This window comes from Qipengyuania rhodophyticola, assembly GCF_042493225.1.
In the GTDB taxonomy this organism is placed as follows: domain Bacteria; phylum Pseudomonadota; class Alphaproteobacteria; order Sphingomonadales; family Sphingomonadaceae; genus Erythrobacter.
The window spans coordinates 2,247,969-2,272,439 of the sequence record NZ_CP170454.1 but is presented as its reverse complement, the minus strand read 5'-3'; the positions used below and the strand labels follow the sequence as shown (position 1 = coordinate 2,272,439).

Sequence of the window (24,471 nt, the reverse complement as noted above, 5' to 3'; positions counted from 1 at the left end):
TGCGCAGTCACAGCATCATTCACAAGGGTGTGAGAGGCATCCTTGGACTCACAATAACTCCTAGGAGCCTACCACATGATCTTCAGCCGATTTGCATCGACTAAAACCCGTTCAAGCGCATTTGCTCTCGCTTTGGCGCTTGCGACAGGGACAGCCATGACAGCAGTCGCGATTGAAGCGCCAGCTGAGGCGCAGCGCAAAAAGAAGAAGAAGGAAGAAGCTCCAAAAGCCGATTACTCGAAGGCATTTGTTGAGACATACCAGCCATTGAACACGCAAGTGGCAGAGGGCGGCGACCCAGCCACCCTCAAGGCCGGCATACCAGCAGTTATCGCAGCAATTGAAACTGCCGATGACCGAATGGCAGCGGGCAGTCTCATTTTCTCAATTGGCCAGAAAGCAAACGATCCAGCGACGCAGTCACAAGGCGTTGAAATGATGCTTGCAAGCGGTAAAGTCCCCGCAGCTAACTTGGCTCAGTACAATTTTCTAGCGGGCCAGCTCGCCTATAACCAAAACGTATTCGGTAAGGCACGTGAGTTTGTGCAGGCAGCCTTTGATCTTGGATATACTCAAAACGATCCGCAAGCGATCATTGCTGAGACTTATTTTGCGGAAGACAAGCATGCCGAAGGGCTCAGCTACCTCGATGCCGCCATCAAAGCGCGTCAGGCCGCAGGACAAGAAGTCAGTCAAGCTTGGGTGCAGCGCGGCGTCGCGATCGCTTACAACAACCAACTTGTTGAGCAAGCGCGGGCGTTCTCGGTTCTCTATGCGAGTGATTTCCCAAGCAATTCATCGTGGGGCGATGCCATTGCAATCGCGCTCAATACGAGCCAGTTTGAATATCCGGAGATCCTAGACCTGCTGCGCCTTGCTCGTCGTACCGGCACGATGCGTGACGCTAATATGTACATGGAGTACATTGAGGCCGCAGATGCGCGTCGCAATCCATCAGAAGTAACCAATGTTATTGATGAAGGCTATGCGGCCGGGTTGCTTGATCGTGACGATAGCTTCGTCAGCGACTCACGTGCTCAAGCAGCTGGCCGGATCGCGGCAGACAAGGCTGATCTTCCTGCCCTTGGACGCGATGCACGCGCGGCGAGCGCAACGCTTCGCACAGTTATGGCCGCAGGCGATGCATATTTGAGCTATGACCGCGGCGCAGAAGCAGAGGAATTCTTCGCCAAGGCCCTCGGTATGCCGGGCGTAAACATGCCACTGGCGCTAACCCGTCTTGGCATCGCTCAACTCGATCAGGGCAAATTTGCGGAAGCCGCAGCAACTTTCGGCAAGGTCGAGGGTGAGCGCGAGACGATCACTAACCTTTATGCGGCATGGGCTGACCAACAAGGTGCGGCGCAGGCTGCACCAGCAACAGCGACGCCTGCAGCACCAGCCACGGAACAAGTCGGCGGTTAAGCGGCCACTGGCGATTACAAGAGCTGACAGAAAATGGGGAGGGCGCGCGGAGAAATTCTCGCGCCTTTTCTTTTGCCCTAGGCCACCCGCCCTAGCTACTTTTGGGTTAGATCGTTCTAACAACTAAAGCCTTATTTCTAGCGCAGTCGTCTCACGTAGACCTGATTGCCTTCTCGGGTTTCCAATTTGAAATTTTCAAGCGATTCAAACAGCTCTTTGAGGCTCTTAAATCCATAGTTGCGAACATCGAAGCTAGAACGATTGCCAGCAATTTGGCCAAGTTGAGATAGACGCGCAAATCCCTTTTCATCGCGCTTGGCTTGGCCGTAAGCGGCATGAACCAGCGCGTCTAAATCCTGCAATTCCGCCTTGGAGCTGCGTTTCTTTGGCACAGTATCTTCTGAGGTGCTGGCAATAAGATCATCTATGTAAAGAAACCGAGTGCAAACCGCCTGAAAAGCCTGCGGAGTCTTCTTCTCACCAAACCCATAAACAAGAATTCCATCTTGCCGCAGCCGGGTCACGAGCGGCGTAAAATCACTGTCCGAAGTCATGATACCAAAACCATCAACCTTGCCCTGATTGAGCAGATCAATCGCATCTATGGTCATAGCCATGTCGGTCGCGTTCTTGCCCTTAGTCACATCAAATTGTTGCTGGGGCCGAATGCCAAATTTGTTCGTGATCTTTTCCCAATTGGCGAGATTGCTCTTGGCAAAATTGCCATAGGCCCGGCGAATATTGACCTGCCCCAGCTTAGCCATAACGGTCAAAACGGGATCGATGCCCTTGGGCGTGGTATTATCAGCATCAATCAGCAGGGCGATGTTTTTGAGTTCTGTATCAGACATGACGCATTAGATGGCCGCGCAGTGCCGAACGTACAAGCGCTTATTCTGCGGGGAGGAATTCGCCAGTTTCCTGATTGAGAACGTGCAGCATACCGTCATGAATCGTGAAATGTGTGCCGCGCAGCACAAGCGATCCCTCAACTTCGCGTGCAGCAACCTGAGAATAGGTTCGCAGGTTCGCAATGCTAGCACGGACTGCCGCGTGTTCCATCGCGCGCTTTGCTGCCGCGCCTTCATTTCCCACTTCTTGCGAGATGGCTTTGCGCTGCTCCGAGAGTAAATTAACCCACCGCGCGACATATCCGCCTTCGCCAGGTTCACGCCCAGCCATCGCATTGGTGAGCGCCGCTTGACAACCCCCGCACAGGCTGTGTCCCATCACCACAATTTGCCGGACCTTGAGCACCCCGACTGCAAACTCTACCGCAGCGGCAACGCCGTCCAAATCATCGCCGTCATGTTCGGGCGGAACGAGCGCAGCGACATTGCGAACCACGAAAATATCACCGGGGTCGACATCGAATATCTGCGCTGGATCAACTCGGCTATCAGAGCATGAGATAATCATCAGCTCCGGATGTTGGCCGTGCTCAGCAAGTTTGGAATATTGGCCCTCGTGATGTTTGTAGAATTCGCCCCGGAAGCGCTCATAGCCTTCGAGAAGCTTTGCAAATTCAGGCATTAGAACCGCTCTCCTCGGATCACCTCGACATCCCACATCGTTAAGAGCAGTCCGTGCGAGGATAGGATAGGTGCTAAATCCTCGGCGAGCGCCATTGCCTTGTCCTGTGGGGCCACCGTCAAGACAAAAACCTTGTCTGTGCCCATCACCCGCTCTTCACGCCAATGGCCATCGCGCCCCTTGCCTGATGTAACAGGCGTGATTGTCCAACCGGTAATACCGACCTTATCGATCGCATCGGTCACTCGCTTAACAAGCGCAGAGTCGGTGAGAATCTCGATCCGCTTACGAACGACAGTTTCGATCATGGCACGGCTCCTGGTGTACCGGCCAGCACGGCAGCTAGCGCGCTGATCAGGCCAATGTTGATAAGGATGTTGAAGGGGAAGGTGATACTGAGCGACATGGTGAGGTAAATGCCGGGATCAGCCTCGGGCAGAGCAAGACGCATGGCCGCTGGCACCGCAATATAGCTCGCGCTGGCTGTCAATACGCCAAGTGCAGCGGCAGAGCCAACATCGAGACCAACGAGCGTTCCTGCAACCGTACCTATGGCTCCATTGAAGATTGGCAAAGCTATAGCGATCACCACCAAGCGCCAGGTGAGGGAGCGCGAATCTATCATTCGACGGGCAGCAATCAGGCCCATATCTAGGAGGAAGAGGCACAGCACACCCTTAAATCCTGCCTCAAAAAATGGACTGATTTCGGAGAACCCATCAGGACCGGCGACCATACCAATTGCAAATGCACCGAGCAGCAGGACAACCGAGGCGTTGAAGAACACTTCGTGTAACATTTCACCGGTCGATTGGCCATTCCCGTTCGACCCCATGCCGCGCGCAAGCAGCAATCCCGAGAGAATTGCCGGGGTCTCCATCGCCGCCATTACAGCGACCATGAAGCCGCCTGCGGGCCGGGATTGAAATTCTAGGATCTCAATGGCTGTTACAAAGGTAACGACACTGACCGAGCCATAGTGCGCGGCAACTGCGCCAGCATTAACTTGGTCGAGCTTGCCAAAACCTTTGAGCACGGGGAAGGCAAGGAAGGGAAGGGCAAACCCCAGCGCCACACCTACTGCGAGCGCCGCCAACACCGTTCCATCAATGCCTGAGCTGGAGACCGCGACGCCACCCTTTAAGCCAATAGCCGCCATCAAATAGAGAGACATTCCCTTGGCGATCGCTTCAGGGATTGCAAGATCACTCCGGGCAAAAGCCGCCAGCACCCCAAGCACGAAAAACAGGACGACTGGCGAAGTAAATGTTTGAAGCGCTGATGCATCCATAGGGTGCGACGTAATCGACCCTGTCGAAAGGAGCAAGATAACCTGCAAACATCTGCACAAAGCTGGCATTGCGCGAGGCCTCTTGCGCGCTTACATGCGAGTTATGAACGATCTTTCCAGCGCCCCTACGCCCGAAGAGAACCGGGCTCCGCGTCAACGCAAGCCTGATTGGATTCGCGTTAAAGCCCCGGTCAGCAAAGGATATCAGGAAACGCGTAAGCTGATGCGCGACCTTAACCTGAACACCGTGTGTGAAGAAGCAGCGTGCCCTAATATTGGCGAATGCTGGGACAAGAAACACGCGACAGTGATGATCCTCGGTGATGTTTGCACACGGGCTTGCGCATTCTGTAATGTAAAGACTGGCATGCCGCGCACGGTCGACCCGCTTGAGCCAGAACATGTCGCGATTGCGGCTGGCAAGATGGGCCTCGAGCATATCGTGATCACTAGCGTTGACCGCGATGACCTGCCCGATGGCGGGGCAGGGCAATTCGTGAAGGTCATCCAAGCTCTGCGGCGAGAGACGCCAAACACCACAATCGAGATCCTTACACCGGACTTTCGCGGTAAGATGCGCCCGGCAGTTGAGGCGATTTGTGAAGCGGGTCCAGATGTTTACAATCATAACCTCGAAACAGTTCCGCGGCTTTACCCGACTATCCGGCCAGGCGCGCGCTATTACGCCTCCTTGCGATTGCTCGAAGAAGTCAAAGCGCATGACCCGATGATATTCACCAAGTCGGGCATTATGCTCGGCCTGAGCGAACAGCGGCTCGAAGTGCACCAGGTGATGGACGATATGCGCAGCGCCGATGTCGACTTCATTACGATGGGACAATATCTTCAACCAACGCCAAAACACGCCAAGGTTGAGGACTTCGTGACGCCAAAAGCCTTCGCTGCCTTTGGCTCAATTGCCCGGGCGAAAGGCTTTTTGCAGGTCGCCTCTAGCCCGCTCACCCGCTCCAGCTATCACGCAGGTGATGATTTTGCCGAAATGCGTGCAGCGCGGGAGGCCAAGCTCGCGAAAGCAAGCGTCTGATGCCGGGAATTAACGAAACCAGACAGCTTCCGTATAGCTGCGAACAGATGTTCGATCTGGTCGCGGACGTCGGTCGCTATGAAGAGTTTCTGCCGTGGGTCGTTGCAACCCGCATTCGCTCCGATAGTGATACAAAAATGGTCGCTGACATGCTGGTCGGCTTCAAATCAATCCGCGAGAAGTTCACATCTCAAGTGAACAAAATACGTCCAAACGAAATTGATGTTCATTACATGGACGGCCCATTGCGCGACCTCGATAACAAATGGACTTTCAAGCCACTCGAGAACGGCGGATGCGAGATCCACTTTTGCGTTGATTTCACATTCAAGAACAGAGTGTTTGAGGCGCTTGCCGGTCAGTATTTTGACCGGGCCTTTCGCAAGATGGTGGGCGCTTTTGAGGCGCGCGCCAATGATCTTTATGGATCGCCCCAATCACTAGGACGGGGCGCAATCGCCTAAGTCGGCTTGCAAAGCGCTTAGCTTATTCCCGGCCAGCGCATTCGGAAACGTTCCCGTCCGGCATCAGCATTTTTAGAGCGCATTTGGTGGCTTCCATACGGATGGCAGAGCGGCCATCGTTATCGAATCGCATGAGTTCGCCTTGGGGCTCTCCCGTTTCGCCGCGCTCAACCCGGGCGAACACCACTGTCCCAACCGGCTTCAGATCAGTGCCGCCGCCGGGTCCCGCCACACCGCTAACCGCAACGGCAATATCAGCATCGCTATTGGCAAGAGCCCCGTTAGCCATCGCCCAAACACATGCGATGGATACTGCGCCGAACGTTTCGATGATGTCGCTCGCCACGCCGAGGCTCTCCATCTTCGCCTCGTTGGAATAGGTCACAAACCCGCGGTCAAGCACTGCAGACGAGCCGGCTATTTCCGTAAGCGCTGCGGCTACCAGGCCGCCGGTACAGCTCTCAGCGAGAGCAACAGTTCGGCCAGCTGCGGCATTGGCTTCAATCACCTGGCTCGCAAGAGCAGTGATGTCTGAGGGGAGAAGGCTCGTCATTATTGTATGTCAGTCAATGTCAGGGGAACAGATTGATGGGTTTTTGACGCCCGCCAATTGAAACAACAGCGCCGCTAGCCCGCCCCAGTTTTTTGGTGGCAACGGTTCCATAAGCTCAAGCCCGCGCTCAATATTAGCGCATTCTTTATGGGGGATCACCTTGGTAATCTCTTGGGTAACCAAGGCATCAACAAACGGCCGAACCGCATCCTCAGGCAGGGTCTCTAGCGACTCGACGAAGTTGTTGCTCTTCTTGCCGCCGGGCGCGCGGCCTCGTTCCGCGAATTGGCCGATAACTCGAAATGTGCCGGGCCAAGCATCGTCCTGAAGTGTCACAAATCGCTCTTTCAACACTGCGCCTTTTTGTGCCGCAAACCCATCAGACGAAAGCTGTTCGCTGCACTTCGCCTCAAAACCATCGAGGAGCATTGGCATCGCGTAGACGACGCCGTCGCTGACATCCTCCTGCGCCACGCACCCTTGCGCCGCAGCGATCGAAGGGGTTGCCAACGTCGCCAAACACGCCGCCGTCATAGTGGCTTTGCGAAATATGCCTGCGTTCATTGCCCAAATCCTGTTTGCATAAGTGTCGCCACAGCTTGCGCCGCGATCCCTTCACCGCGGCCCGTCAGGCCAAGCCGTTCGGTAGTGGTCGCCTTCACGCTCACCTTGCCTATGTCAATACTCAGGATCTCCGCAATCCGTTCCCGCATAGCTGGGCGGTGCAGGCCAATTTTGGGCGCTTCACAAATAATGGTGAGGTCGAGATTGCTGATAGCAAAGCCTGCGCGCGTCACGAGCTCTCCTGCATGCGCCAGGAATTGATCCGAGGATGCGCCTTTCCATTGCGGATCATTTGGCGGAAAATGCGTGCCGATATCCCCCTCGGCAATAGCGCCGAGCAGCGCATCGACGATCGCATGAAGGGCGACATCTGCATCACTATGTCCAGCAAGGCCATGAGTATGCTCGATCTGGATCCCGCCCAGCCAAAGCTCTTCGCTTGGCGCGAGGCGATGGACGTCAAAGCCCATTCCTGTGCGGACCATCGGGATGTCAGACATAAAATCCTCTGCAAAAGTCAGCTTCTTGAGCGCCTCATCACCTAGAACGAGAGAGACATTGTGTCCGGCCGCATGCAAGACTTGCGCATCATCGCCAGCGTCAGCTTCTCCAGCCCAAGCACGATGCGCGGCAAGAATAGCGTCGGAGTGAAAAGCTTGCGGGGTTTGGACACGGCGCAATTGCTCGCGGGGTGCGGCCCCGCTCATGAGGTCACCCTCAGCTACCGCAAGGCTATCCACCACTGGCAGAACAGGGATTGCGCCCTTATTGCGAGCGAGCGCATTTCTCAGGCGGTCTATCACAGTCAGCGGCAAATCTGCTCGCGCTGCGTCATGGATCAGCACATGCGGGGAAGGGCGGTCCGCCAAGCGCTCAAGCGCTGCCCTCACCGAAAGCTGCCGCGTCGCGCCTCCGGTCACCCATTCAGCCGCATCGATCCCGTGGGCGATCTCGGCAACAATCTCCTCTGTGCCATCGGGGATCGCGATCACAATCCGCTGCGCCCCAGCTTCTGCAAAGGCCTCGAGCGAATGCTGCAGGACCGGCTTCCCGCGCCACAGTGCAAACTGCTTCGGCAGCTCTTGCCCCGCGCGCAGCCCCTTACCTGCTGCAACGATAATGGCATCAAATGCGGGGAGGGCAGTGGGAGCGCTCATCATCAGCGGCGCTAGCGGCTTGCCCCCAATGCTGCAATGCACTAGATGCCTGCCTAAATTTTAAGCAATCAGAGATACCGCTCCGTTCCTAACGTCATGACTACACCGCCGCCATTCTCGCCAAAGCCCATTCAAGTCGGGCCTGTTAGCATCGATACGCCCGTCGTATTGGCGCCTATGACGGGCGTCACTGATATGCCGTTTCGCTCGCTTGTACGCCGCTATGGCTCGGGCCTCAATGTGACCGAGATGATTGCCAGCCAGGCAGCCATTCGCGAGACACGCCAATCGATCCAGAAGGCTGCTTGGGCACCAATTGAAGATCCTGTGTCCATGCAGCTGGTTGGATGTGATCCAGAAAGCATGGGCGAGGCGGCAAAACTCAGCGAAGACCAGGGCGCAGCGATCATCGATATCAACTTCGGCTGTCCCGTGCGCAAGGTGGTCAACGGTCTCGCTGGCAGCGCCCTGATGCGCGAAGTGCCGCTTGCGACGAAGCTCATGGAGGCGACCGTTAAGGCGGTCGATGTTCCGGTTACGGTCAAGATGCGAATGGGCTGGGACCATGCGTCCCTTAATGCCCCCGAGCTCGCACATATTGCCGAGGATCTGGGCGTCAAAATGATCACTGTCCATGGGCGTACACGCTGCCAAATGTACAAGGGCGATGCAGATTGGTCCTTCATCCGCAAGGTTAAGGATGCGGTCTCCATTCCAGTCATCGCTAATGGTGATATTTGCTCCGTTGATGACGCGGCAAAAGCGCTGGAGCAATCCGGTGCGGATGGTATTATGATTGGGCGCGGCGCTTATGGAAAACCGTGGTTGCTTGGCCAAGTCATGCATTGGTGGCAAACGGGCGAAACACTCGCCAGCCCTAGTTTTGATGAGCAATATGAAGTGCTTGTAGAGCATTATAACGCCATGCTTGAGCATTACGGCAAGGAAGTCGGCACGAAGATCGCCCGCAAACATCTGGGCTGGTACACCAAGGGCATGCATGGGTCAGCGGAATTTCGCAATCATGTGAACTTCATTGACGATTCTGACCAAGTACTGGGTGAAATTGAACGCTTTTACACGCCATTCCTGAGGCGCAGGGCGGCGTGAACGGACAGGTCGCTGCGCCAGATGCAGACGCTCAGCTTGCTGGTCTGATCTTCGCGATGGTGCTAGTGGATGAGAAAGGCAATCTCGCTGAGGTCAATCACGCAGCAGAAGACCTATTGGGCAGTAGCGCGCATAGATTGATTGGCCGAAAACTCGGCGATGTCATTGAAATTCCTGATCCGCGTGTGCGTGAAAATTTGACGAAGAGCGATGCCCGACTGATCGCAAGGAGCATCGACATAAGGGCAGGGGGGCAGGACGCTGTCGTCAATCTAACCAGCTCGCCGATTTCAACGCATGAGGGCTGGCGCGTCGTTACATTTTCAGACGTGGGTCAGGATAGTGACCCGAATGAGGACGAAACTCAGTTGCGGGCGCCCGCTGTGCTGGCCCATGAAATAAAGAACCCACTCTCAGCTATCCGCGGGGCCAGCCAATTGCTCGCGCGCCGTGTGAACGAGAAAGACAAGGCGCTTACCGATATGATAACCGGTGAGACGGACCGGATCGCTGAGCTCATTGATCGAATGCAGCAATTGGGTAGCAAGCCTGTCGCCAAAACCGGGCCTTGCAATCTCCACCAGTCGATCCGCAACGCGATGTCAACGGTTCGCGCCGCGCGCCCCGAGAGCGTGCCCTTGGTTGAGGAATTTGATCCGTCGCTGCCACCGGTTGAAGCCGATCAGGGCGGGCTTGAGCAAGTGCTCATCAACCTCATAACCAATGCAAGCGATGCATGTGCCGAGGTTGAAGAACCGCAGGTTACGGTCAAGACTCGCTACGTTAGCGGCATGCGATTCAGCGCGCTGCGCTTAGGCAAATCAACCCATTTGCCGATCGAAATCGCGGTTTCGGACAATGGGCCCGGCGTTCCAGCAGACCTACGCGACCATCTTTTCGAGCCATTTGTGAGCGGCAAAACCAATGGTCAGGGCTTGGGGCTTGCGCTGGTTCGCAAGCTTGTGCGTGATATGGGGGGCCGGATCAGCCATGACCGAGATGCGCGAGCTGGCACCACCAATTTCCGGGTAAACCTGCCCGTGGCAGAGAAGCAATAGCAGATGGCACATAGCGTTCTACTGGTCGAAGATGATGCCGGGATTGCCACCGTCATCAGAGCTGCGCTGGAAGAGGAAGGCTTCCTTGTCACGGGGTGCACCAGCATCGCTGAGCGCGACCGGCTGCTAAGCGCGGAACAGTTTGATGTCATGCTTACTGACGTGATGTTGGATGATGGCGATGGCCTAGAGACAATGGAGAATGTTCAGGCGGCCGCGCCTGACATGCCTGTGATCGTCCTCTCGGCGCAGAACACCCTCGATACCGCCGTTAGGGCCAGTGACACCAACGCCTTTGAGTACTTCCCAAAACCGTTTGACCTTGATGAACTGACCGGTGCGGTCCAGCAAGCTGTCGCTCAGCGAGCAGGCCCCTCTCTTGGCAGCGAAGACACTCCAAGCGACTTGCCTTTTGTTGGGCGCAGCCAGGCGATGCAGGGGGTTTACCGGATGATCACACGGGTCATGCGCAACGACCTCACCGTGCTCGTAACTGGCGAATCCGGCACCGGCAAAGAGCTGGTCGCTGAGGCCATTCACGAGCTCGGACAACGCAAAACGGGTCCATTTGTCGCGGTCAACACGGCCGCTATCCCGCATGATCTAATCGAAAGCGAGTTGTTCGGCCATGAGAAGGGCGCCTTCACCGGGGCGGTGAGCCAGCAGCTCGGCAAGTTTGAGCAAGCCCATGGCGGCACGCTGTTCCTTGACGAAATTGGCGACATGCCGGCAGAAGCGCAAACACGGCTATTGAGAGCGCTCCAGTCTGGCCGGATCAGACGCGTCGGCGGTAGGCAGGAGATTGCGGTTGATGTACGTATTGTTGCCGCGACTAACCGCGCGCTAGAGCCGATGATTGCGGCGGGGTCATTCCGCGAGGATCTGTATTATCGTCTCAATGTTGTCCCAATTCATATCCCGCCATTACGTGAGCGCCGCGATGATGTGGGCGCGCTGACGCGGCATTTCCTTCTTCAAGCGGAGAGTGAAGGGTTGCCTACACGGCAAATCGACAAAGATGCAATCGCCGAACTTGAAACACGGCCTTGGCGTGGCAATGTCCGCGAGCTGCGCAATGTTATCTTTCGCCTGGCACTGTTGGCCCGCGATGACATCATTAGCCTCGCGACAGTCAATGACGTGCTGCCCGATGTTGTCTCGCAAACTTCGGGGACAGAACAAGATGGCTATGCAAGCGCCCTATCACAGTGGCTTGAAGGCCAACCGACAGTGCCGGGCACGCTTTACCACAATGCGCTTGCAGCATTCGAGAAGCCGCTGTTTGAGCATGCCTTGCGCGAGACAGGCGGCAATCAGGTAAGAGCAGCCGGGTTGCTGGGTATCAATCGCAACACGTTGCGTAAACGCCTCAGTGAGCTGCAGATTTACCCAGAAACATTCGTTCAACGACACTGATAAACAGCTCGTCTGGTTTCATCTTGCAGAAATGCCACAGTGATGTTGTTACTCTGCAACGATGGCATCACAGGCGCATACCGATTCAGCTCCGGCAACATCCGGTCGAAATACGCGCCAGAATCACGGCCAGACGCCGCGCTGGATCAGGCAATTTGTAGTCACATCGCGCCGCTCAAACCTGTTCTTGTGGCTTGAAATAGGCTGTGCTCTGGCGTTTCTGGTCATGGTGGCGAGCACCTACCTCGCCTTTACGAATGCGCCGCCCGACGGCCAATTGCTTCCATCAAGGCAAGTTTCCTTCCTTCTTATCGGCACCCTTCTGCCTGCAATGGGAATGTTGGTCCTACTGGGTCGCAGAATGGCCTTGCGTCGGGCAGCAGGCAGCACGGCGAGATTACATGTGCGGCTGGTTTTCTTTTTCTCACTCATCGCCGCAGTGCCGACGTTGCTCGTCGCCGGTTTCGCTGCCTTCCTGTTCCAATCCGGCGTTGATTTCTGGTTTTCGGACAATTCTCGCGGACTCATGGAGAACGCCAATCAGCTTGCTGAGAGTTATTATGAGGAAAATCAGCTCGACGTCGCTCAGCATACAATCGCGATGGCAGGCGATTTTCGCTTTTATCTCGAGCGCGAAACACTCACGAGTGAGGCTTGGCCGCAGCTTTATCGTTATCAGGCAGAACCACGTGATGTGACCGAAAGCGCCATTCTTCAGGCGCAACCTGATGGTACTCTGCGCACAGCGTTTGCTTACGGTCTGAGCGAAGGCAATGAACCAACACAGTTTGCGCAAGCTTCTCTGGCGACGCTGGCGCAAGGCGAAAGCGTTGCAATCCGAGGAGGGCCAGCGCGCATTGAAGCGGTTGCGCCGATTGACCGTGACAGCGGAATTTATCTCTACAACGCGCGTAGCGCAGAAGCCGCGTCATTCCAGAGTTGGGAAAGCGCGAAACAGATCTCGAGCGCCTACTCCGTACTGACCCAGCGCGCGCGTGCATTGCAACTACGGTTTAATCTCGCTCTGTTCTTCGTCAGCCTTGGGCTTGTTGGCTTGGCCGTGTGGTTCGCACTTAGGCTCGCAGACCGTCAGATTGAACCACTAACAGACCTTGTGAGCGCCGCGCGCAGTGTTGGACAGGGTAATTTTGCAGCCCGCGTGTCCGGACGGACAGGCGGTGATGAGATTGGCCTCCTCAACCGTGCTTTCAACCGGATGACCGCGCAGATCGAGAAACAAACCGACGCACTGGTCACCGCCAACCACCAAATTGAAGAGCGTCGCGGCTTTATCGAGGCGGTGCTCGAGTCCGTCAGCGCAGGCGTTATCTCGACGGATGGGAACCGCAACATTCTGCTGATGAATGGTCCAGCTCAAGCAATGCTCCAAGATCAAGCTGACAGCGGTGATGGTAATCCACGCACTCTGGCTGATCTCGCGCCGCAAATCGACGTAATGATCGAGGCTGAGTTGCCGCAAGGCATCATCAGTCTGTCCAAAGGAGGTGAGCTGCTGACGCTAGCCGTCAAGATTGCCAAAGAACGCGACGGCTATGTGGTAACATTTGAGGATATTACGCGGCAATTGCTCGATCAGCGTCAGGCTGCATGGTCAGATGTTGCGCGCCGGGTTGCGCATGAAATCAAAAACCCGCTGACCCCCATTCAGCTTGCGACTGAACGCCTAAACCGCCGTTATCGCAAGCAAATCAATGAGGATGGCGAACTATTTGATGAACTCACCAGCACAATCGTTCGGCAAGTCGGCGAACTGCGCAAAATGGTCAATGAGTTCTCCTCATTTGCACGTCTGCCCAAACCCGTTTTCCGCGCCGAAGATGGTTTGGATCTCGTGCGGCAATCCCTATTCCTGCAAGAGGTCGGCCACCCAAATGTCAACTTCAAGCTCAACAATGCAGTCAAAGGACCGATCAGCCTCCAATGCGATCGCCATCAACTGGGGCAAGCCGTCACCAATGTGCTCAAAAATGCAGTCGAAGCAGTGGAGGCGAAAGCCGCGAATGCCGAACCTGACTATCGCGGCGAAATCGCTGTCGGCTTAAAAACAAACGCGACACATTTCGAGGTCACCATATCCGACAATGGCATCGGGCTTCCGAAAGACCGCGAGCGGATAGTCGAGCCTTACGTCACCAAGCGAGAGAAGGGCACCGGGCTCGGCCTCGCTATTGTTACCAAGATCGTCGAGGAACATGGCGGTGATATCACCTTCAACTCGATTGATGAGAGCGCTCCGCAAGAAGGCACGCAGGTGACCTTACGTTTCGCGCTTGCGCCGATTGAAATCCAAGACATTCCCCAACCAGGCAATGAATAGAAAGATCTGATTGCATGGCCGCACTTGATATACTGATCGTTGATGATGAGCGCGATATTCGCGAGCTTGTATCCGGCGTATTGAGCGATGAAGGATATGAATGCCGCACCGCGGCCAACAGCACGGAAGCGCTAGGTGCGATTGATGAAAAGCGACCTAGCGTGGTCTTGCTAGACGTCTGGCTGCATGGGAGCGAGATGGACGGGCTTGAGGTTCTCGATGAGATCAAAGAGCGCGAGCCGCAATTGCCCGTGATCATCTTTTCCGGTCACGGCAATGTAGACACCGCCGTTTCCGCTGTGAGCCGCGGCGCGCTCGATTTTATCGAGAAGCCGTTTGAGGCTGAGCGCCTACTGCATTTGGTGGCGCGGGCAACGGAAACCGAGCGGCTACGGCGCGAGAACACTGGTCTGAAAATTGATGTCACAAATGGTATCGAATTTACTGGTAATTCCGCCGCGATTACGCAGGTGAGGGCGACACTTAAGCGCGTGGCAAATACGGGCAGCCGGGTGCTGATTACCGGACCCGCAGGCGCGGGCAAAGAAATCGCCGCGCGCATTCTCCACTCATGGAGCCCGCGAACGAATGATGCCTTCGTCACGGTCAATTCGGCCAGGATCACGCCCGACCGTTTTGAGCATGAGCTGTTTGGCGAAGAGAATGAGGGCAAGCTGGTGCGCCCCGGCCTGCTGGAACTGGCCGACGGCGGCACGCTTTACCTCGATGAAGTGGCTGACATGCCGCTCTCCACACAGGCCCGCATCCTGCGCGTACTGACCGAGCAGAGCTTTGTGAGGGTTGGGGGCTCGCGCCAGATCGGGGTGGACGTGCGTGTCGTCTCCTCAACATCTCGCGACCTGCAACAAGAGATGGAGGAGAAGCGCTTTCGCGAAGACCTCTATTACCGGCTCAACGTTGTCCCGCTGACTATCCCCTCGCTAGCCGAGCGGCGCGATGACATTCCTGACTTGGCCGACCATTTCTTCACGCGTTATGCGGCAGAACAGGGTATTCCCGCGCCTAGAATCAGCAAAGATGCTATGGCTGCGATGCAGGCCTATGATTGGCCTGGCAACGTTCGCCAACTGCGCAATGTGGTTGAGCGGACCATTATCCTGACCCCGCGCGAGCAATTGGAGACAATCGAGACAGAAATGCTGTCTGACGAGATTTCCGGTGGCAGCCTCGGCGCCAACAACGGTGTTGCAGCGCTGATGGGAGCGCCTTTGCGGGAAGCGAGGGAGAACTTTGAGCGTGAATATCTCACCGTCCAGATCCGTCGTTTTTCTGGCAACATCTCGAAAACCGCCACTTTTATCGGGATGGAACGATCTGCACTCCATCGGAAGCTAAAACTCTTGGGAATGGCCGATCGTAAAGCAATTGATCGGAAAAATTGACCTCATCACTTCTACCGCAGATCTTTAGAAAAGCAGTTTTGCTTTACCTTCGCCGAACTTCTTCATAAACCTAAGGTCCGATTTGTTCGGAAGATAATACGGGGCAACTCATTGTAGATTTGTCCCAGATTGCGTGCCGCCCCCGTTTGGTGCGCCAACAATAGGAGAATAACAATGGCTAGTGAAAATACGCTATCGGCACGTCCAAAAACCGCTCCAACTCCAGAAACCGTTGAAAACAAAGCGAAACCTGGAAAGCAGCAAAGTTTGCAAGACGCGTTTCTCAATTTTCTTCGCAAGAATAAAACCCCTGTCACCATGTTCCTCGTCAAGGGCGTTAAGCTTCAAGGCATCGTCACCTGGTTCGACAATTTCTCGATTCTGCTGCGCCGCGATGGGCAGTCACAGCTGGTATATAAGCATGCAATTTCAACGATCATGCCAGGTGCGCCAGTCGAAGTGAGCCAATTCAACAGCCAGGGCGCGGGGTCCAAACACAGGCTGCTTCAGGACGTGTTCCTTAGCCGTGTCAGCGAGGCAGGAGCGGAAGTCACAATGTTCCTCGTCAATGGCGTCATGCTGCAAGGGCAGATCGCAGCTTACGATCTCTTCTGCATGCTGCTCGAACGAGATGGCTATGTGCAGTTGGCATATAAGCACGCTGTTTCCACCGTTCAGCCTGCTACCTCAGTCGATCTAAGTGAAGATTGGGACGGCTAAGCCGACTTTAGAGCAGAACAAAATTGAGTTTCGATGACAATCTGATGGGTGAGGTCTCGCGCGGCGCGCGGGCCCTCGTCATTTGCCCTGACATCAAGAGTCTTTCCTATGACCTCGATGCAGACGGCCGCTTGGCTGAAGCGGTTGGTCTAGCTCTGGCAATTGGAATTGTCGTTACGCAGCAAACAATTGTTCCAGTCCGCACTGTCAGGCCAAATACACTCTTTGGATCTGGCCAAGTCGAAAACATCAAAATCGCTTGCGAGCAAGGCGAGATCGAGCTGGTTATCGTAGATGGCGCGCTGAGCCCGATCCAACAGCGTAATCTTGAAGAGACCCTAAAACGCAAAGTTATCGACCGAACGGGGCTAATCCTTGAGATATTTGGGGAGCGTGCAGCGACAGCTGAAGGACGCTTACAAGTCGAGCTTGCGCATCTTGATTATCAGCAGAGCCGTCTAGTCCGCAGCTGGACACACTTGGAACGTCAGCGAGGCGGCTTTGGCTTCCTTGGTGGCCCCGGCGAAACTCAGATTGAAGCTGATCGCCGCATGATCCGCCAGCGCATGGGGCGTTTGCGCCGAGAGCTGGAGCAGGTGCGAAAAACCCGCAGCCTTCACCGGGCAAGGCGGGGAAGGGCGCCGTGGCCAATCATAGCTTTGGTTGGCTATACAAACGCCGGTAAATCGACGCTTTTCAACCACATGACTGGCGCTGAAGTGATGGCTGAAGATTTGCTTTTTGCGACGCTTGACCCAACCATGCGGGCATTATCGCTCCCCGGAATTGAGAAGGCGATCATCTCCGATACGGTCGGCTTCATCTCCGACCTCCCGACTGAATTGGTCGCAGCCTTCCGCGCCACTCTGGAAGAAGTGACCAGCGCCGATATCATCTGTCATGTGCGTGATATGTCGAATGAGGCCGCAGCTGCGCAAAAACATCAGGTTATGCAGATTTTGCAGGATTTGGGGGTCACTGACCCCGAAGAAAATCAAGTAGAGGAGGGGGCTAACGCGGGACAGCCAGGTACCGAGATTCCGATCTTGGAAGTATGGAACAAGTGGGATGCCGTCCCTGCTCAGAAGCGCGAAGAGCTAAGCGTAGTCGCTGGGAATGATCCAATGATTGTCCCGCTTTCCGCAATCACTGGCGACGGCGTAGCAGCTTTAGAAGAACGTTTAAGCGCGCTGCTTACAGGGAAGGCAACAACGCATGAATTTGCTCTACCGGCCAGTGACGGGCGTAAGATCGCATGGCTTCATGCGCATGGCGAGGTGCTCAGCGATGTGGATGCGGGCATTGAAGGCCAAGAGCCACAACGCAGATTGACCGTTCGCCTGAACCCCAAGGAGCTCGGGCAGTTCGAGACACTATGATTTTTCGGCTCTTTTGACCTGTCGCCAGAGCTCTTCTTGCGCATCGAGATCGAGTGCAGAGAATTTGCCCGCAGCTCGCTCTTCCATCCCGCGATAACGCCGCTCAAACTTCGCATTAGCAGCTTTCAGCGCGGTTTCCGCGTCAACCCCATGAGCTCGGACAAAATTGACTGCTGCAAAGAGAAGGTCACCGGCTTCCTCCTCTAAAGTATCTTGCGAAGCGCCTTTAACTTCTTCGATTTCTTCTGCAATCTTGGCCTCCGAACCAGAACTATCTGGCCAGTCAAAGCCGTCGCGTGCGGCGCGCTTTTGCAGCTTTTGAGCCCGAAGCAGAGCAGGGAGCGCTAGCGCAACCCCGTCCATCTCGCTTCTCGCGCCCTTAGCCTCTCGCTCAACAGCCTTAAGACTTTCCCAGCGCGTGTCGTCCATCGTCCCAGCAGCGCCAGCAAAGATATGGGGATGCCGCGCCTCCATCTTGTCGGAAATGGCCGCGGCAACGTCATCAAACGTGAAATACCCCATTTCCTCGGCCATACGCGCGTGGAACACCACCTGGAGCAGGAGATCGCCCAATTCGTCACGCAACTCGACCATATCGTTTCGTTCGATCGCGTCAGCGACCTCATAGGCTTCTTCGATTGTGTATGGCGCGATAGAGGCAAAGTTTTGCGCCAAATCCCATTCGCATCCACCATCGGGATCACGCAAAGTGGCCATGACCTTGAGAAGACGTTCAACGTTGTCAGACATGGCCGGGACACTTTCGAAAATTTGCGCTCTACAATTACCAGCAAGCTCATGGTGCCACGTCAAGCGGGGCTGTCAATTCACATCTGACGGTGCTTGATATAACAGAGAGGGGGCGATTGGGTGTGGCGCAAACACTTCAAGTTTAGAACGATAATATATATTATGTTAAATTAAAACCCCGACCCATCCCGGTGGCGCCAACGCTCTACTCGACCAAACTGATGAACAGGACCACAATCGCGAAGATCGCCATCCACCCTAGCGCCATTGTCACGCCCTTCTTCATGGACAGTTGATGCGAACCAAGCGCGCTCACTGCCAGGATCAAAAACCCGACCATCGAGATTACCGATACGATGCTATATTCGCTCATGCTGTCACCTCCAAGCTATCATAGCCGACTGTCACACCTTTGGGAACTTCTGCGCATAAGGTACGATAATCCATACTCTTATCGAGATGCGTCAAAACCAGCTTCTTTGCTTTAGTCCTGCGCTTCAATTCGATCGCCATCTCAAGATGGGCATGCGTCGGATGTGGATCGCGGCGCAAGCAATCACACACGAGCACATCAACGCCAGAGAAACATCTGACCATCGCGTTTGTTATTGCGCTGAAATCAGTTGCATAGACAATACTCTTATCATCGGCTTCCAAGCGAAATCCGGTGCTTGTGGTAGGCCCATGCGGCATTTCGACCCATTCGAGTGAAAAGCCCGCAACAAGCCGAACATCCTCGATGGACCGCAGCTCAATCAGCGTCGGGTAACCGTGCTGACCCTCAAAAACATAGTCAAACCGCCGCTTAAGGTTCGCCACAGTCTGACGGCTCGCGAAGCCCGGTAGTGCATTGCTCCTCCCGTAGCGCATTACGCGCAAGTCATCGATACCGTGACAATGATCCGCGTGATCATGCGTCCACAACACCGCATCAACGCTGCCAATATCATTGTCGAGTAACTGCCGCCGCAAGTCAGTCGATGTGTCGATCAACACGCGCTGACCCGCATTGTTCTCAATACAAGCAGACACGCGGCTGCGGCGATTGCGCGGTTCGCTGGGGTCACAATCGCCCCAGTCATTGCCAACACGAGGAACGCCGGTCGACGTGCCTGAGCCAAGCATAATCACCTTCATGCAGCGGCCTTGCTGAACAATTGGTAGAAGTTGTGCGTGGTTGTCTCCGCCAGCTCTTCAACGCTCTCACCGCGTAACTCTGCGATAAATTCAGCGGTGTTGCGGACAAAGCCTGGCTCGCAGACTTTTCCGCGATGCGGGACTGGCGCGAGGAATGGACTGTCCGTTTCGACAAGCAAACGATCCGCTGGAACAGTCTTGGCAACCTCTTGCAAAGCCTTAGCGTTCTTGAAGGTGACAATGCCTGACAGCGAAATACTTAAGCCTAATTCGAGCACCTTCTCGCCAAACTCCGCCGATGCGGTAAAGCAATGGATCAGCGCTGGAAACACGCCCTTCTCCATCTCGTCAGCGAGGATTGCAATCGTATCATCCTCGGCATCGCGCGTGTGAATAATGAGCGGTAATTGTTCACTGCGCGCGACCGCAATATGTCTGCGAAACAGGCGCTTCTGCGCATCTCTGTCTGAATGTTCGTAGAAGTAGTCGAGCCCGGTTTCACCAATCGCAATAACCCGATCAGGCTGCGTTGCTGCGCGGAGCGTAGCCTCGCTCAAATCCTGATGATCATCGGCATGATGCGGATGGATGCCCACGCTGGCGAAAACATCTGGCTCGCGAGCAGCGGTGCCCACCACCTGATCCCACTCGGCTTGCTTCGTGGAAATGTTGAGAAAGGCCTGCACGCCGGCCTCGCGTGCGCGGCTCAAGACGTTTGGTTGATCCTCGACCAATCCATCATATTCGAGGTGACAGTGGCTATCCACCAGCATTATGCGCCCTCCACTTCGGGCAGTTCGAGCCTAGGAAACACCGGGTTTGGCTTGTCGATCACATGTCCTGCCGCGACCAACGCATCAAACCAAGTGTCATCGCTCAATACGGCGTAGTCGCGAGCGTCCTCAGCCACGCCCAGCATATCCAGCACCGCCCCAGCCTTTTCAGGCACAACCGGTTGTATCGCAAGAGCAAGATCGCGAACCGCCATAAAGATCGTCTGAAGCACCGCCTTCATCCGCTCCGGATCGGTCTTCTTCAGTGCCCAAGGGGCCTGCTCATCGACATATTGATTGCACGCCCAAACAGCCTGCATCCACGCCTCAATACCCTGCGAGAAGGCAAGCGCCTCAAATTCGCGCGGCAAATGTTCGCGGCATGCGGCGCGCACCTTGCTCAGCAGTGCCTCATCGTCCGAATGCGGAGTAAACGCCTCAAGCCTGCCGTCCATGTTCTTGTAGATCATGGATAAACTGCGCTGCGCAAGGTTGCCAAAGCTGTTCGCCAGCTCTGCGTTACAGCGCGTGACAATTGCCTCTGCGGAATAGCTACCGTCCTGCCCGAAGGCGACTTCCCGCATCAGGAAATAGCGTAGATTATCGACACCAAAGGTCTCGGCAAGCTCGAGTGGATCGGTGACGTTGCCGAGCGACTTAGATTCCTTCTGCCCTCGGTTCAGGATAAAGCCGTGACCAAACACCTTCTTAGGCAATGGCAGGTCTGCGCTCATCAAAAACGCTGGCCAGTAAATCGTGTGGAAACGCACAATGTCTTTGCCGATCAGATGCAGGCTGGCAGGCCAGAACTCACGCATTTCGGCAGTATCATCGGGGTACCCCAGCCCGGTGAGATAGTTCGTCAGCGCGTCAACCCAGACATACATGACGTGCTTCTCGCTGCCCGGAACTTTCACACCCCAGTCAAAGCTGGTCCGACTGACTGACAAATCGCGAAGACCGCCCTCGAGGAATGCGAGCATCTCATTTCGGCGGCTTTCCGGTTCCAGAAAACCGGGCGTATTGATCAAGTCGGTAAGCTGATCCTGATACTTCGACAGGCGGAAAAACCAACTCTCTTCGATCGTCCACTCAACCGGCGTGCCTTGCGGGGACAGTTTTTCGTCCCCCTCGCCCTGGGTCAACTCGCTTTCGTCGTAATAGGCCTCGTCGCGAACGGAGTACCAACCTTCGTATCGGTCGAGGTAGAGATCGCCTTTGGCCTCCATCGCTTGCCAAATGGCTTGACTGGCCTTGTGATGATCCTCTTCGACCGTGCGGATAAACCGGTCAAAGCTGATATTCAAAGCGTCATCCATCTGCCTGAAATAGCCGGACATTTCATCCGCCAAATCGCGCGGTGTGCGCCCCTGCTCCTCGGCTTTACGGGCCATTTTAAGCCCGTGCTCATCCGTGCCGGTTTGAAAGCGGACCGTTCGCCCAGATAGGCGTTGGAACCGCGCAATAACGTCAGCGGCAATCGCCTCATAGGCATGGCCGATATGCGGCCGTCCATTGGGATAATTAATCGCGGTGGTGATATAAAAAGGTTCAGACATTGGCGCGCTCGCTAGCTTGGCCGACGCGCGCAAGCAAGGTGCCGATTTCCATGATCAGCAGCCCGGGATCGTAATTATAGGTCGCCATTTCACCGGTTAGCCTCACCAATTCTTCATGTGCTGCAATCCGCGCCAACTGCGCCGCAGGTTCCGCCTGAGTTATGTTGCCTGCGACGATTGAGCGCGCCAAATCAAGGACAGCGCGTAAATGCTCGCGCGATGGACGCCCTCCGACACGCGCCGCCAGCTGCCCGCGAAGTACAAAACCTGCGTCACCTTCTTCGGCTATGTCATTCATAAGCCTTGCAATTTCATCAAGGCCAAACTCTAGAAAGCGAAGCGCCGCCCCAGGCGAACCAGCCCCTGCGAGAATTGCGGCGTCTAACTCATCACCGTTCGCCTCAGGCGCAAGCGTTGACAGTACGGTCTGCATTTCAACGGTGCTCAAATCGGGAAAACGCAGCGTCCGGCACCGCGAACGGATGGTCGGCAACAGCTTAGCTGGACTGTGGCTCACCAACACAAAATATGTGCCAATCGGCGGCTCCTCCAAGCTTTTGAGCAGAGCATTCGAGGCGCTGCGTTCCATATCATCAGCCGGATCGACAATAATCACACGCTTGTCGCCCATGGTCGGCCGCGTGGTCAAAACCCGCTGCATTGAGCGAATTTGATCGACCTTGATATTGCGCGCAGTCTCGAATGGCTTACCAGCCTCTTTCTTGTCGGCCTCCTTCTTATCCTTGGGAGCGCGGGCCAAATGCACGATGTCTGGGTGCGGCGAGCCCACCTCGCCCCGCACCAGTTCATGCGCGGCGGCAAAAGCGAATTGCGCCTTTCCAATCCCGCTTTGTCCCGCCAGAAGCCAAGCGTGATGCATGCGCCCGCCTTGTGCAGCGCTACGCCAGGCTTGCCATGCGTGATCATGACCGATCAGGCTCATAGCGGCGCCCCGCCGAGTCCGGTTACAGCGTCCCAGACCCGGGCATGCACAGCGTCCGGGTCCGCATTGCCATCGATCACGCTGAAGCGCTCCGGCTCCTGCTCAGCGAATTTAAGGAAAGCGCGGTTCACCGCAGCATGATATGCCGCATCGCGGCCCCCAATCGCGTCCGATTCGTCGCCATCGCGCTCGGCCAGCCTCGCGCTGCGCACATTGTTCGAAACCTCAAACACCATCGTAAGGTCAGGGAGCAGCCCCTCGCTCCCCGCATCGTGAAGCGAGCAAACCAAGGCGTCATCAATCCCGCCAGCGCCGCCCTGATACGCGCGGCTTGAATCAAGAAAGCGATCGCAAATAACCCATCCACCACGCTCAATCGTCGGCCTGATAAGCCGCGCAACATGGTCGGCGCGGGCCGCAGCAAACAGCAACGCTTCCGCTCTTGCGCCCCAACCTTCCCCCGGCGGATCAAGTAGCAAAGCCCGGATCGCCTCAGCGCCGGGCGTACCGCCGGGCTCGCGAGTCAGCACGGTCTCAATGCCGGATGCATTCAAACGCTCGGCGAGCAAGCGGGCCTGGGTCGATTTACCAGCCCCCTCCCCGCCTTCCAGGGTGATGAAGCGCCCTACCCTTTGCGTCATGCGAACCACCCCATCACGGCGTTAACAATACGTTCGAAAACATTGGCTTCGCGCACATCTGACTGGGCGACAAGCGGCACCGTACTCACCTGCTCACCATCAAGCATAACCACTAGGTCAGCAAGCTCATCACCGCTGGCGATCGGCGCTCTTACCGGGCCCTCATAGCGGATCTTAAGAGATATTTCTGGAGTGTTTTCGGACTCTGCCGGGAGAGCAAGCGTAACCGCCTGATTGGCGACCAGCGCGACACGGCCCTGCGCCCCGCCCTGCACACGAGCTGTGCCAATTTGCTCGCCAACTGAGAAAATCGGCCTACTGGCAAATTGCGCGAAACCCCATTCGATGAACTCTCGTGCCACATCGGCCCGGCTCCTCGTTGAGGGACTACCTCCAACAACCATGATCAGCCGTCTACCATCACGTATCGCGCTACCAAGAAAGCCATTGCCTGCCTGATCGGTATACCCAGTCTTTATGCCGTCTGCGCCCGGAATAAAGCCGGTGATTGGGTCATAATTCCGCTGAGCTATCCCGTTATATCGGAAAGTTCTTTGCCCAAAAAACTGCTCATACTTCGCGGGGTGGCGCGTTATCAGTGCAGTCGCAAGTTTGGACAGATCATTCGCCGTCGTGAATGTCTTGCCGCCATCCATCCAGCCATTGGGCGTCCCGAACCAGCTGTTCTCCATACCGAGCTCAGTCGCCTTTTTGTTCATTTGAGCAACCCACGCTTCCACGGAGCCTGCCCCATGCTCAGCAAGCACGATTGCCCCATCATTGGCCGAGATTGTGGTCACTCCCAATAGAAGTTCGGCGACCGTCGGCGCTCCATCAGCCGGCAAGAACATGGTTGAACCGACACGCGACCACTGTTCAAACGCCTCCGGAGAAACGCTCGCCTGATCGGTGAGGTTCAGTGATTGATCTTCAAGTTTCTCAAAAGCGAGAAAAGCGGTCATCACCTTTGTCATGGAGGCCGGGATAAAACGCCGATCTGCCTCACGTGAAAAAAGCACCTGACCCGTGTTCATTTCGACCATAAGAGCAATGGGCGCCACGTCCTCTTCTGGTACGTCAAATTGCGGCGCTTCGCGCGCACTTGCAGCGGGCAGGACCGCGCTTGCATATGCAGCGCTGAAAACCAACACAATCAGTCTTAAGAACTTGGCAGGCAATTGCACCCCCGGGACCGGGAGCGACCGACCCACC

The 24,471-nt window shown here is 55.8% G+C and carries 25 protein-coding genes; 10 read left to right on the top strand and 15 right to left on the bottom strand.

The genetic code is table 11. The features are described 5' to 3' along the window. The first annotated feature begins 75 nt into the window (after positions 1 to 75). On the top strand, positions 76 to 1,425 hold the full coding sequence (locus ACFCXQ_RS10870; RefSeq protein WP_379550494.1) for a hypothetical protein: 1,350 nt from the start codon (positions 76 to 78) through the stop codon (positions 1,423 to 1,425). A gap of 137 nt (positions 1,426 to 1,562) precedes the next feature. Here ACFCXQ_RS10870 and ACFCXQ_RS10865 read toward each other — a convergent pair whose 3' ends face one another. The 4 genes from ACFCXQ_RS10865 to ACFCXQ_RS10850 are packed head-to-tail and all read right to left on the bottom strand — an operon-like array spanning position 1,563 to position 4,249. Beyond that, on the bottom strand, positions 1,563 to 2,276 hold the full coding sequence (locus tag ACFCXQ_RS10865; RefSeq protein ID WP_379550492.1) for an NYN domain-containing protein: 714 nt from the start codon (positions 2,274 to 2,276) through the stop codon (positions 1,563 to 1,565). 40 nt (positions 2,277 to 2,316) lie between these two features. Next, positions 2,317 to 2,958, bottom strand: a complete 642-nt coding sequence (locus ACFCXQ_RS10860; RefSeq protein WP_379550490.1) for a carbonic anhydrase — start codon at positions 2,956 to 2,958, stop codon at positions 2,317 to 2,319. After that, positions 2,958 to 3,266 (bottom strand): P-II family nitrogen regulator, encoded by a 309-nt coding sequence (locus tag ACFCXQ_RS10855; RefSeq protein ID WP_379550488.1) that lies wholly within the window; start codon positions 3,264 to 3,266, stop codon positions 2,958 to 2,960. The genes ACFCXQ_RS10860 and ACFCXQ_RS10855 overlap by 1 nt, the downstream gene beginning before the upstream one ends. Continuing rightward, the gene (locus tag ACFCXQ_RS10850; RefSeq protein WP_379550486.1) at positions 3,263 to 4,249 is read right to left on the bottom strand and encodes a sodium-dependent bicarbonate transport family permease; all 987 of its coding nucleotides are present in this window, start codon (positions 4,247 to 4,249) and stop codon (positions 3,263 to 3,265) included. Before ACFCXQ_RS10850 ends, ACFCXQ_RS10855 begins: the two co-directional genes overlap by 4 nt. Before the next feature lie 103 nt (positions 4,250 to 4,352). Between ACFCXQ_RS10850 and lipA the strand changes: the two genes are divergently transcribed. Then, positions 4,353 to 5,294, top strand: coding sequence for a lipoyl synthase (gene lipA, locus ACFCXQ_RS10845; RefSeq protein WP_379550484.1), 942 nt, complete (start codon positions 4,353 to 4,355; stop codon positions 5,292 to 5,294). Beyond that, a complete protein-coding gene (locus tag ACFCXQ_RS10840; RefSeq protein WP_379550482.1) occupies positions 5,294 to 5,758 on the top strand; it encodes a type II toxin-antitoxin system RatA family toxin in 465 nt (154 codons plus the stop codon). The genes lipA and ACFCXQ_RS10840 overlap by 1 nt, the downstream gene beginning before the upstream one ends. Before the next feature lie 22 nt (positions 5,759 to 5,780). Here ACFCXQ_RS10840 and ACFCXQ_RS10835 read toward each other — a convergent pair whose 3' ends face one another. The 3 genes from ACFCXQ_RS10835 to ACFCXQ_RS10825 are packed head-to-tail and all read right to left on the bottom strand — an operon-like array spanning position 5,781 to position 8,032. Next, the gene (locus tag ACFCXQ_RS10835; RefSeq protein ID WP_379550480.1) at positions 5,781 to 6,311 is read right to left on the bottom strand and encodes a CinA family protein; all 531 of its coding nucleotides are present in this window, start codon (positions 6,309 to 6,311) and stop codon (positions 5,781 to 5,783) included. 9 nt (positions 6,312 to 6,320) lie between these two features. Next, complete coding sequence (locus ACFCXQ_RS10830) at positions 6,321 to 6,875, bottom strand: hypothetical protein (protein WP_379550479.1); 555 nt, start codon at positions 6,873 to 6,875, stop codon at positions 6,321 to 6,323. Further along, the gene (locus ACFCXQ_RS10825) at positions 6,872 to 8,032 is read right to left on the bottom strand and encodes a bifunctional 2-C-methyl-D-erythritol 4-phosphate cytidylyltransferase/2-C-methyl-D-erythritol 2,4-cyclodiphosphate synthase (RefSeq protein WP_379554637.1); all 1,161 of its coding nucleotides are present in this window, start codon (positions 8,030 to 8,032) and stop codon (positions 6,872 to 6,874) included. Before ACFCXQ_RS10825 ends, ACFCXQ_RS10830 begins: the two co-directional genes overlap by 4 nt. A gap of 96 nt (positions 8,033 to 8,128) precedes the next feature. Here ACFCXQ_RS10825 and dusB point away from each other — a divergent pair, with 96 nt between their 5' ends. From dusB to hflX, 7 genes are all read left to right on the top strand, one after another. Then, entirely contained in the window at positions 8,129 to 9,142 is a 1,014-nt protein-coding gene (gene dusB / locus ACFCXQ_RS10820; RefSeq protein ID WP_379550477.1) for a tRNA dihydrouridine synthase DusB, read from the top strand. Then, positions 9,139 to 10,200: a two-component system sensor histidine kinase NtrB gene (locus ACFCXQ_RS10815; protein WP_379550475.1), complete on the top strand. Its 1,062-nt coding sequence runs from the start codon at positions 9,139 to 9,141 to the stop codon at positions 10,198 to 10,200. Before dusB ends, ACFCXQ_RS10815 begins: the two co-directional genes overlap by 4 nt. Positions 10,201 to 10,203: 3 nt before the next feature. Beyond that, positions 10,204 to 11,616, top strand: coding sequence for a sigma-54-dependent transcriptional regulator (locus ACFCXQ_RS10810; protein ID WP_379550473.1), 1,413 nt, complete (start codon positions 10,204 to 10,206; stop codon positions 11,614 to 11,616). A gap of 61 nt (positions 11,617 to 11,677) precedes the next feature. Further along, on the top strand, positions 11,678 to 13,954 hold the full coding sequence (locus tag ACFCXQ_RS10805; RefSeq protein ID WP_379550471.1) for a sensor histidine kinase: 2,277 nt from the start codon (positions 11,678 to 11,680) through the stop codon (positions 13,952 to 13,954). Positions 13,955 to 13,968: 14 nt separating this feature from the next. Beyond that, the gene (locus ACFCXQ_RS10800) at positions 13,969 to 15,357 is read left to right on the top strand and encodes a sigma-54-dependent transcriptional regulator (RefSeq protein ID WP_379550470.1); all 1,389 of its coding nucleotides are present in this window, start codon (positions 13,969 to 13,971) and stop codon (positions 15,355 to 15,357) included. Positions 15,358 to 15,531: 174 nt separating this feature from the next. Next, positions 15,532 to 16,077, top strand: a complete 546-nt coding sequence (gene hfq, locus ACFCXQ_RS10795; protein WP_379550468.1) for an RNA chaperone Hfq — start codon at positions 15,532 to 15,534, stop codon at positions 16,075 to 16,077. A 44-nt stretch (positions 16,078 to 16,121) separates the two neighbouring features. Beyond that, positions 16,122 to 17,456 (top strand): GTPase HflX, encoded by a 1,335-nt coding sequence (gene hflX, locus ACFCXQ_RS10790; RefSeq protein ID WP_379554635.1) that lies wholly within the window; start codon positions 16,122 to 16,124, stop codon positions 17,454 to 17,456. On the opposite strand, the gene mazG is transcribed toward hflX, so the two are convergent. The 8 genes from mazG to ACFCXQ_RS10750 all read right to left on the bottom strand — a co-directional run bounded on the left by mazG (position 17,451) and on the right by ACFCXQ_RS10750 (position 24,410). Continuing rightward, the gene (gene mazG / locus ACFCXQ_RS10785) at positions 17,451 to 18,206 is read right to left on the bottom strand and encodes a nucleoside triphosphate pyrophosphohydrolase (RefSeq protein ID WP_379550466.1); all 756 of its coding nucleotides are present in this window, start codon (positions 18,204 to 18,206) and stop codon (positions 17,451 to 17,453) included. The two genes, hflX and mazG, sit on opposite strands and share 6 nt — an antisense overlap. Before the next feature lie 205 nt (positions 18,207 to 18,411). After that, complete coding sequence (locus ACFCXQ_RS10780) at positions 18,412 to 18,579, bottom strand: hypothetical protein (protein ID WP_379550465.1); 168 nt, start codon at positions 18,577 to 18,579, stop codon at positions 18,412 to 18,414. Beyond that, positions 18,576 to 19,343 carry an MBL fold metallo-hydrolase gene (locus ACFCXQ_RS10775; protein WP_379550463.1) on the bottom strand — a complete coding sequence of 256 codons (768 nt, stop codon included), beginning with the start codon at positions 19,341 to 19,343 and terminating at the stop codon, positions 18,576 to 18,578. The genes ACFCXQ_RS10780 and ACFCXQ_RS10775 overlap by 4 nt, the downstream gene beginning before the upstream one ends. After that, complete coding sequence (locus ACFCXQ_RS10770) at positions 19,340 to 20,116, bottom strand: TatD family hydrolase (RefSeq protein WP_379550462.1); 777 nt, start codon at positions 20,114 to 20,116, stop codon at positions 19,340 to 19,342. Before ACFCXQ_RS10770 ends, ACFCXQ_RS10775 begins: the two co-directional genes overlap by 4 nt. Continuing rightward, positions 20,116 to 21,675 (bottom strand): methionine--tRNA ligase, encoded by a 1,560-nt coding sequence (metG, locus tag ACFCXQ_RS10765; protein WP_379550460.1) that lies wholly within the window; start codon positions 21,673 to 21,675, stop codon positions 20,116 to 20,118. Before metG ends, ACFCXQ_RS10770 begins: the two co-directional genes overlap by 1 nt. Further along, the gene (locus tag ACFCXQ_RS10760) at positions 21,668 to 22,618 is read right to left on the bottom strand and encodes a DNA polymerase III subunit delta' (protein WP_379550458.1); all 951 of its coding nucleotides are present in this window, start codon (positions 22,616 to 22,618) and stop codon (positions 21,668 to 21,670) included. Before ACFCXQ_RS10760 ends, metG begins: the two co-directional genes overlap by 8 nt. Continuing rightward, positions 22,615 to 23,259, bottom strand: coding sequence for a dTMP kinase (tmk, locus tag ACFCXQ_RS10755; RefSeq protein ID WP_379550456.1), 645 nt, complete (start codon positions 23,257 to 23,259; stop codon positions 22,615 to 22,617). The genes ACFCXQ_RS10760 and tmk overlap by 4 nt, the downstream gene beginning before the upstream one ends. Further along, the gene (locus ACFCXQ_RS10750) at positions 23,256 to 24,410 is read right to left on the bottom strand and encodes a D-alanyl-D-alanine carboxypeptidase family protein (RefSeq protein WP_379550454.1); all 1,155 of its coding nucleotides are present in this window, start codon (positions 24,408 to 24,410) and stop codon (positions 23,256 to 23,258) included. Before ACFCXQ_RS10750 ends, tmk begins: the two co-directional genes overlap by 4 nt. Positions 24,411 to 24,471: the final 61 nt, after the last annotated feature.

Excerpts from the sequence above, each read along its gene's own strand:
- ACFCXQ_RS10870 (WP_379550494.1), top strand. The coding sequence starts at position 76 with ATGATCTTCAGCCGATTTGCATCGACTAAAACCCGTTCAAGCGCATTT.
- ACFCXQ_RS10865 (WP_379550492.1), bottom strand. The coding sequence starts at position 2,276 with ATGTCTGATACAGAACTCAAAAACATCGCCCTGCTGATTGATGCTGAT.
- ACFCXQ_RS10860 (WP_379550490.1), bottom strand. The coding sequence starts at position 2,958 with ATGCCTGAATTTGCAAAGCTTCTCGAAGGCTATGAGCGCTTCCGGGGC.
- ACFCXQ_RS10855 (WP_379550488.1), bottom strand. The coding sequence starts at position 3,266 with ATGATCGAAACTGTCGTTCGTAAGCGGATCGAGATTCTCACCGACTCT.
- ACFCXQ_RS10850 (WP_379550486.1), bottom strand. The coding sequence starts at position 4,249 with ATGGATGCATCAGCGCTTCAAACATTTACTTCGCCAGTCGTCCTGTTT.
- lipA (WP_379550484.1), top strand. The coding sequence starts at position 4,353 with ATGAACGATCTTTCCAGCGCCCCTACGCCCGAAGAGAACCGGGCTCCG.
- ACFCXQ_RS10840 (WP_379550482.1), top strand. The coding sequence starts at position 5,294 with ATGCCGGGAATTAACGAAACCAGACAGCTTCCGTATAGCTGCGAACAG.
- ACFCXQ_RS10835 (WP_379550480.1), bottom strand. The coding sequence starts at position 6,311 with ATGACGAGCCTTCTCCCCTCAGACATCACTGCTCTTGCGAGCCAGGTG.
- ACFCXQ_RS10830 (WP_379550479.1), bottom strand. The coding sequence starts at position 6,875 with ATGAACGCAGGCATATTTCGCAAAGCCACTATGACGGCGGCGTGTTTG.
- ACFCXQ_RS10825 (WP_379554637.1), bottom strand. The coding sequence starts at position 8,032 with ATGAGCGCTCCCACTGCCCTCCCCGCATTTGATGCCATTATCGTTGCA.
- dusB (WP_379550477.1), top strand. The coding sequence starts at position 8,129 with ATGACTACACCGCCGCCATTCTCGCCAAAGCCCATTCAAGTCGGGCCT.
- ACFCXQ_RS10810 (WP_379550473.1), top strand. The coding sequence starts at position 10,204 with ATGGCACATAGCGTTCTACTGGTCGAAGATGATGCCGGGATTGCCACC.
- ACFCXQ_RS10805 (WP_379550471.1), top strand. The coding sequence starts at position 11,678 with ATGGCATCACAGGCGCATACCGATTCAGCTCCGGCAACATCCGGTCGA.
- ACFCXQ_RS10800 (WP_379550470.1), top strand. The coding sequence starts at position 13,969 with ATGGCCGCACTTGATATACTGATCGTTGATGATGAGCGCGATATTCGC.
- hfq (WP_379550468.1), top strand. The coding sequence starts at position 15,532 with ATGGCTAGTGAAAATACGCTATCGGCACGTCCAAAAACCGCTCCAACT.
- hflX (WP_379554635.1), top strand. The coding sequence starts at position 16,122 with ATGGGTGAGGTCTCGCGCGGCGCGCGGGCCCTCGTCATTTGCCCTGAC.
- mazG (WP_379550466.1), bottom strand. The coding sequence starts at position 18,206 with ATGTCTGACAACGTTGAACGTCTTCTCAAGGTCATGGCCACTTTGCGT.
- ACFCXQ_RS10780 (WP_379550465.1), bottom strand. The coding sequence starts at position 18,579 with ATGAGCGAATATAGCATCGTATCGGTAATCTCGATGGTCGGGTTTTTG.
- ACFCXQ_RS10775 (WP_379550463.1), bottom strand. The coding sequence starts at position 19,343 with ATGAAGGTGATTATGCTTGGCTCAGGCACGTCGACCGGCGTTCCTCGT.
- ACFCXQ_RS10770 (WP_379550462.1), bottom strand. The coding sequence starts at position 20,116 with ATGCTGGTGGATAGCCACTGTCACCTCGAATATGATGGATTGGTCGAG.
- metG (WP_379550460.1), bottom strand. The coding sequence starts at position 21,675 with ATGTCTGAACCTTTTTATATCACCACCGCGATTAATTATCCCAATGGA.
- ACFCXQ_RS10760 (WP_379550458.1), bottom strand. The coding sequence starts at position 22,618 with ATGAGCCTGATCGGTCATGATCACGCATGGCAAGCCTGGCGTAGCGCT.
- tmk (WP_379550456.1), bottom strand. The coding sequence starts at position 23,259 with ATGACGCAAAGGGTAGGGCGCTTCATCACCCTGGAAGGCGGGGAGGGG.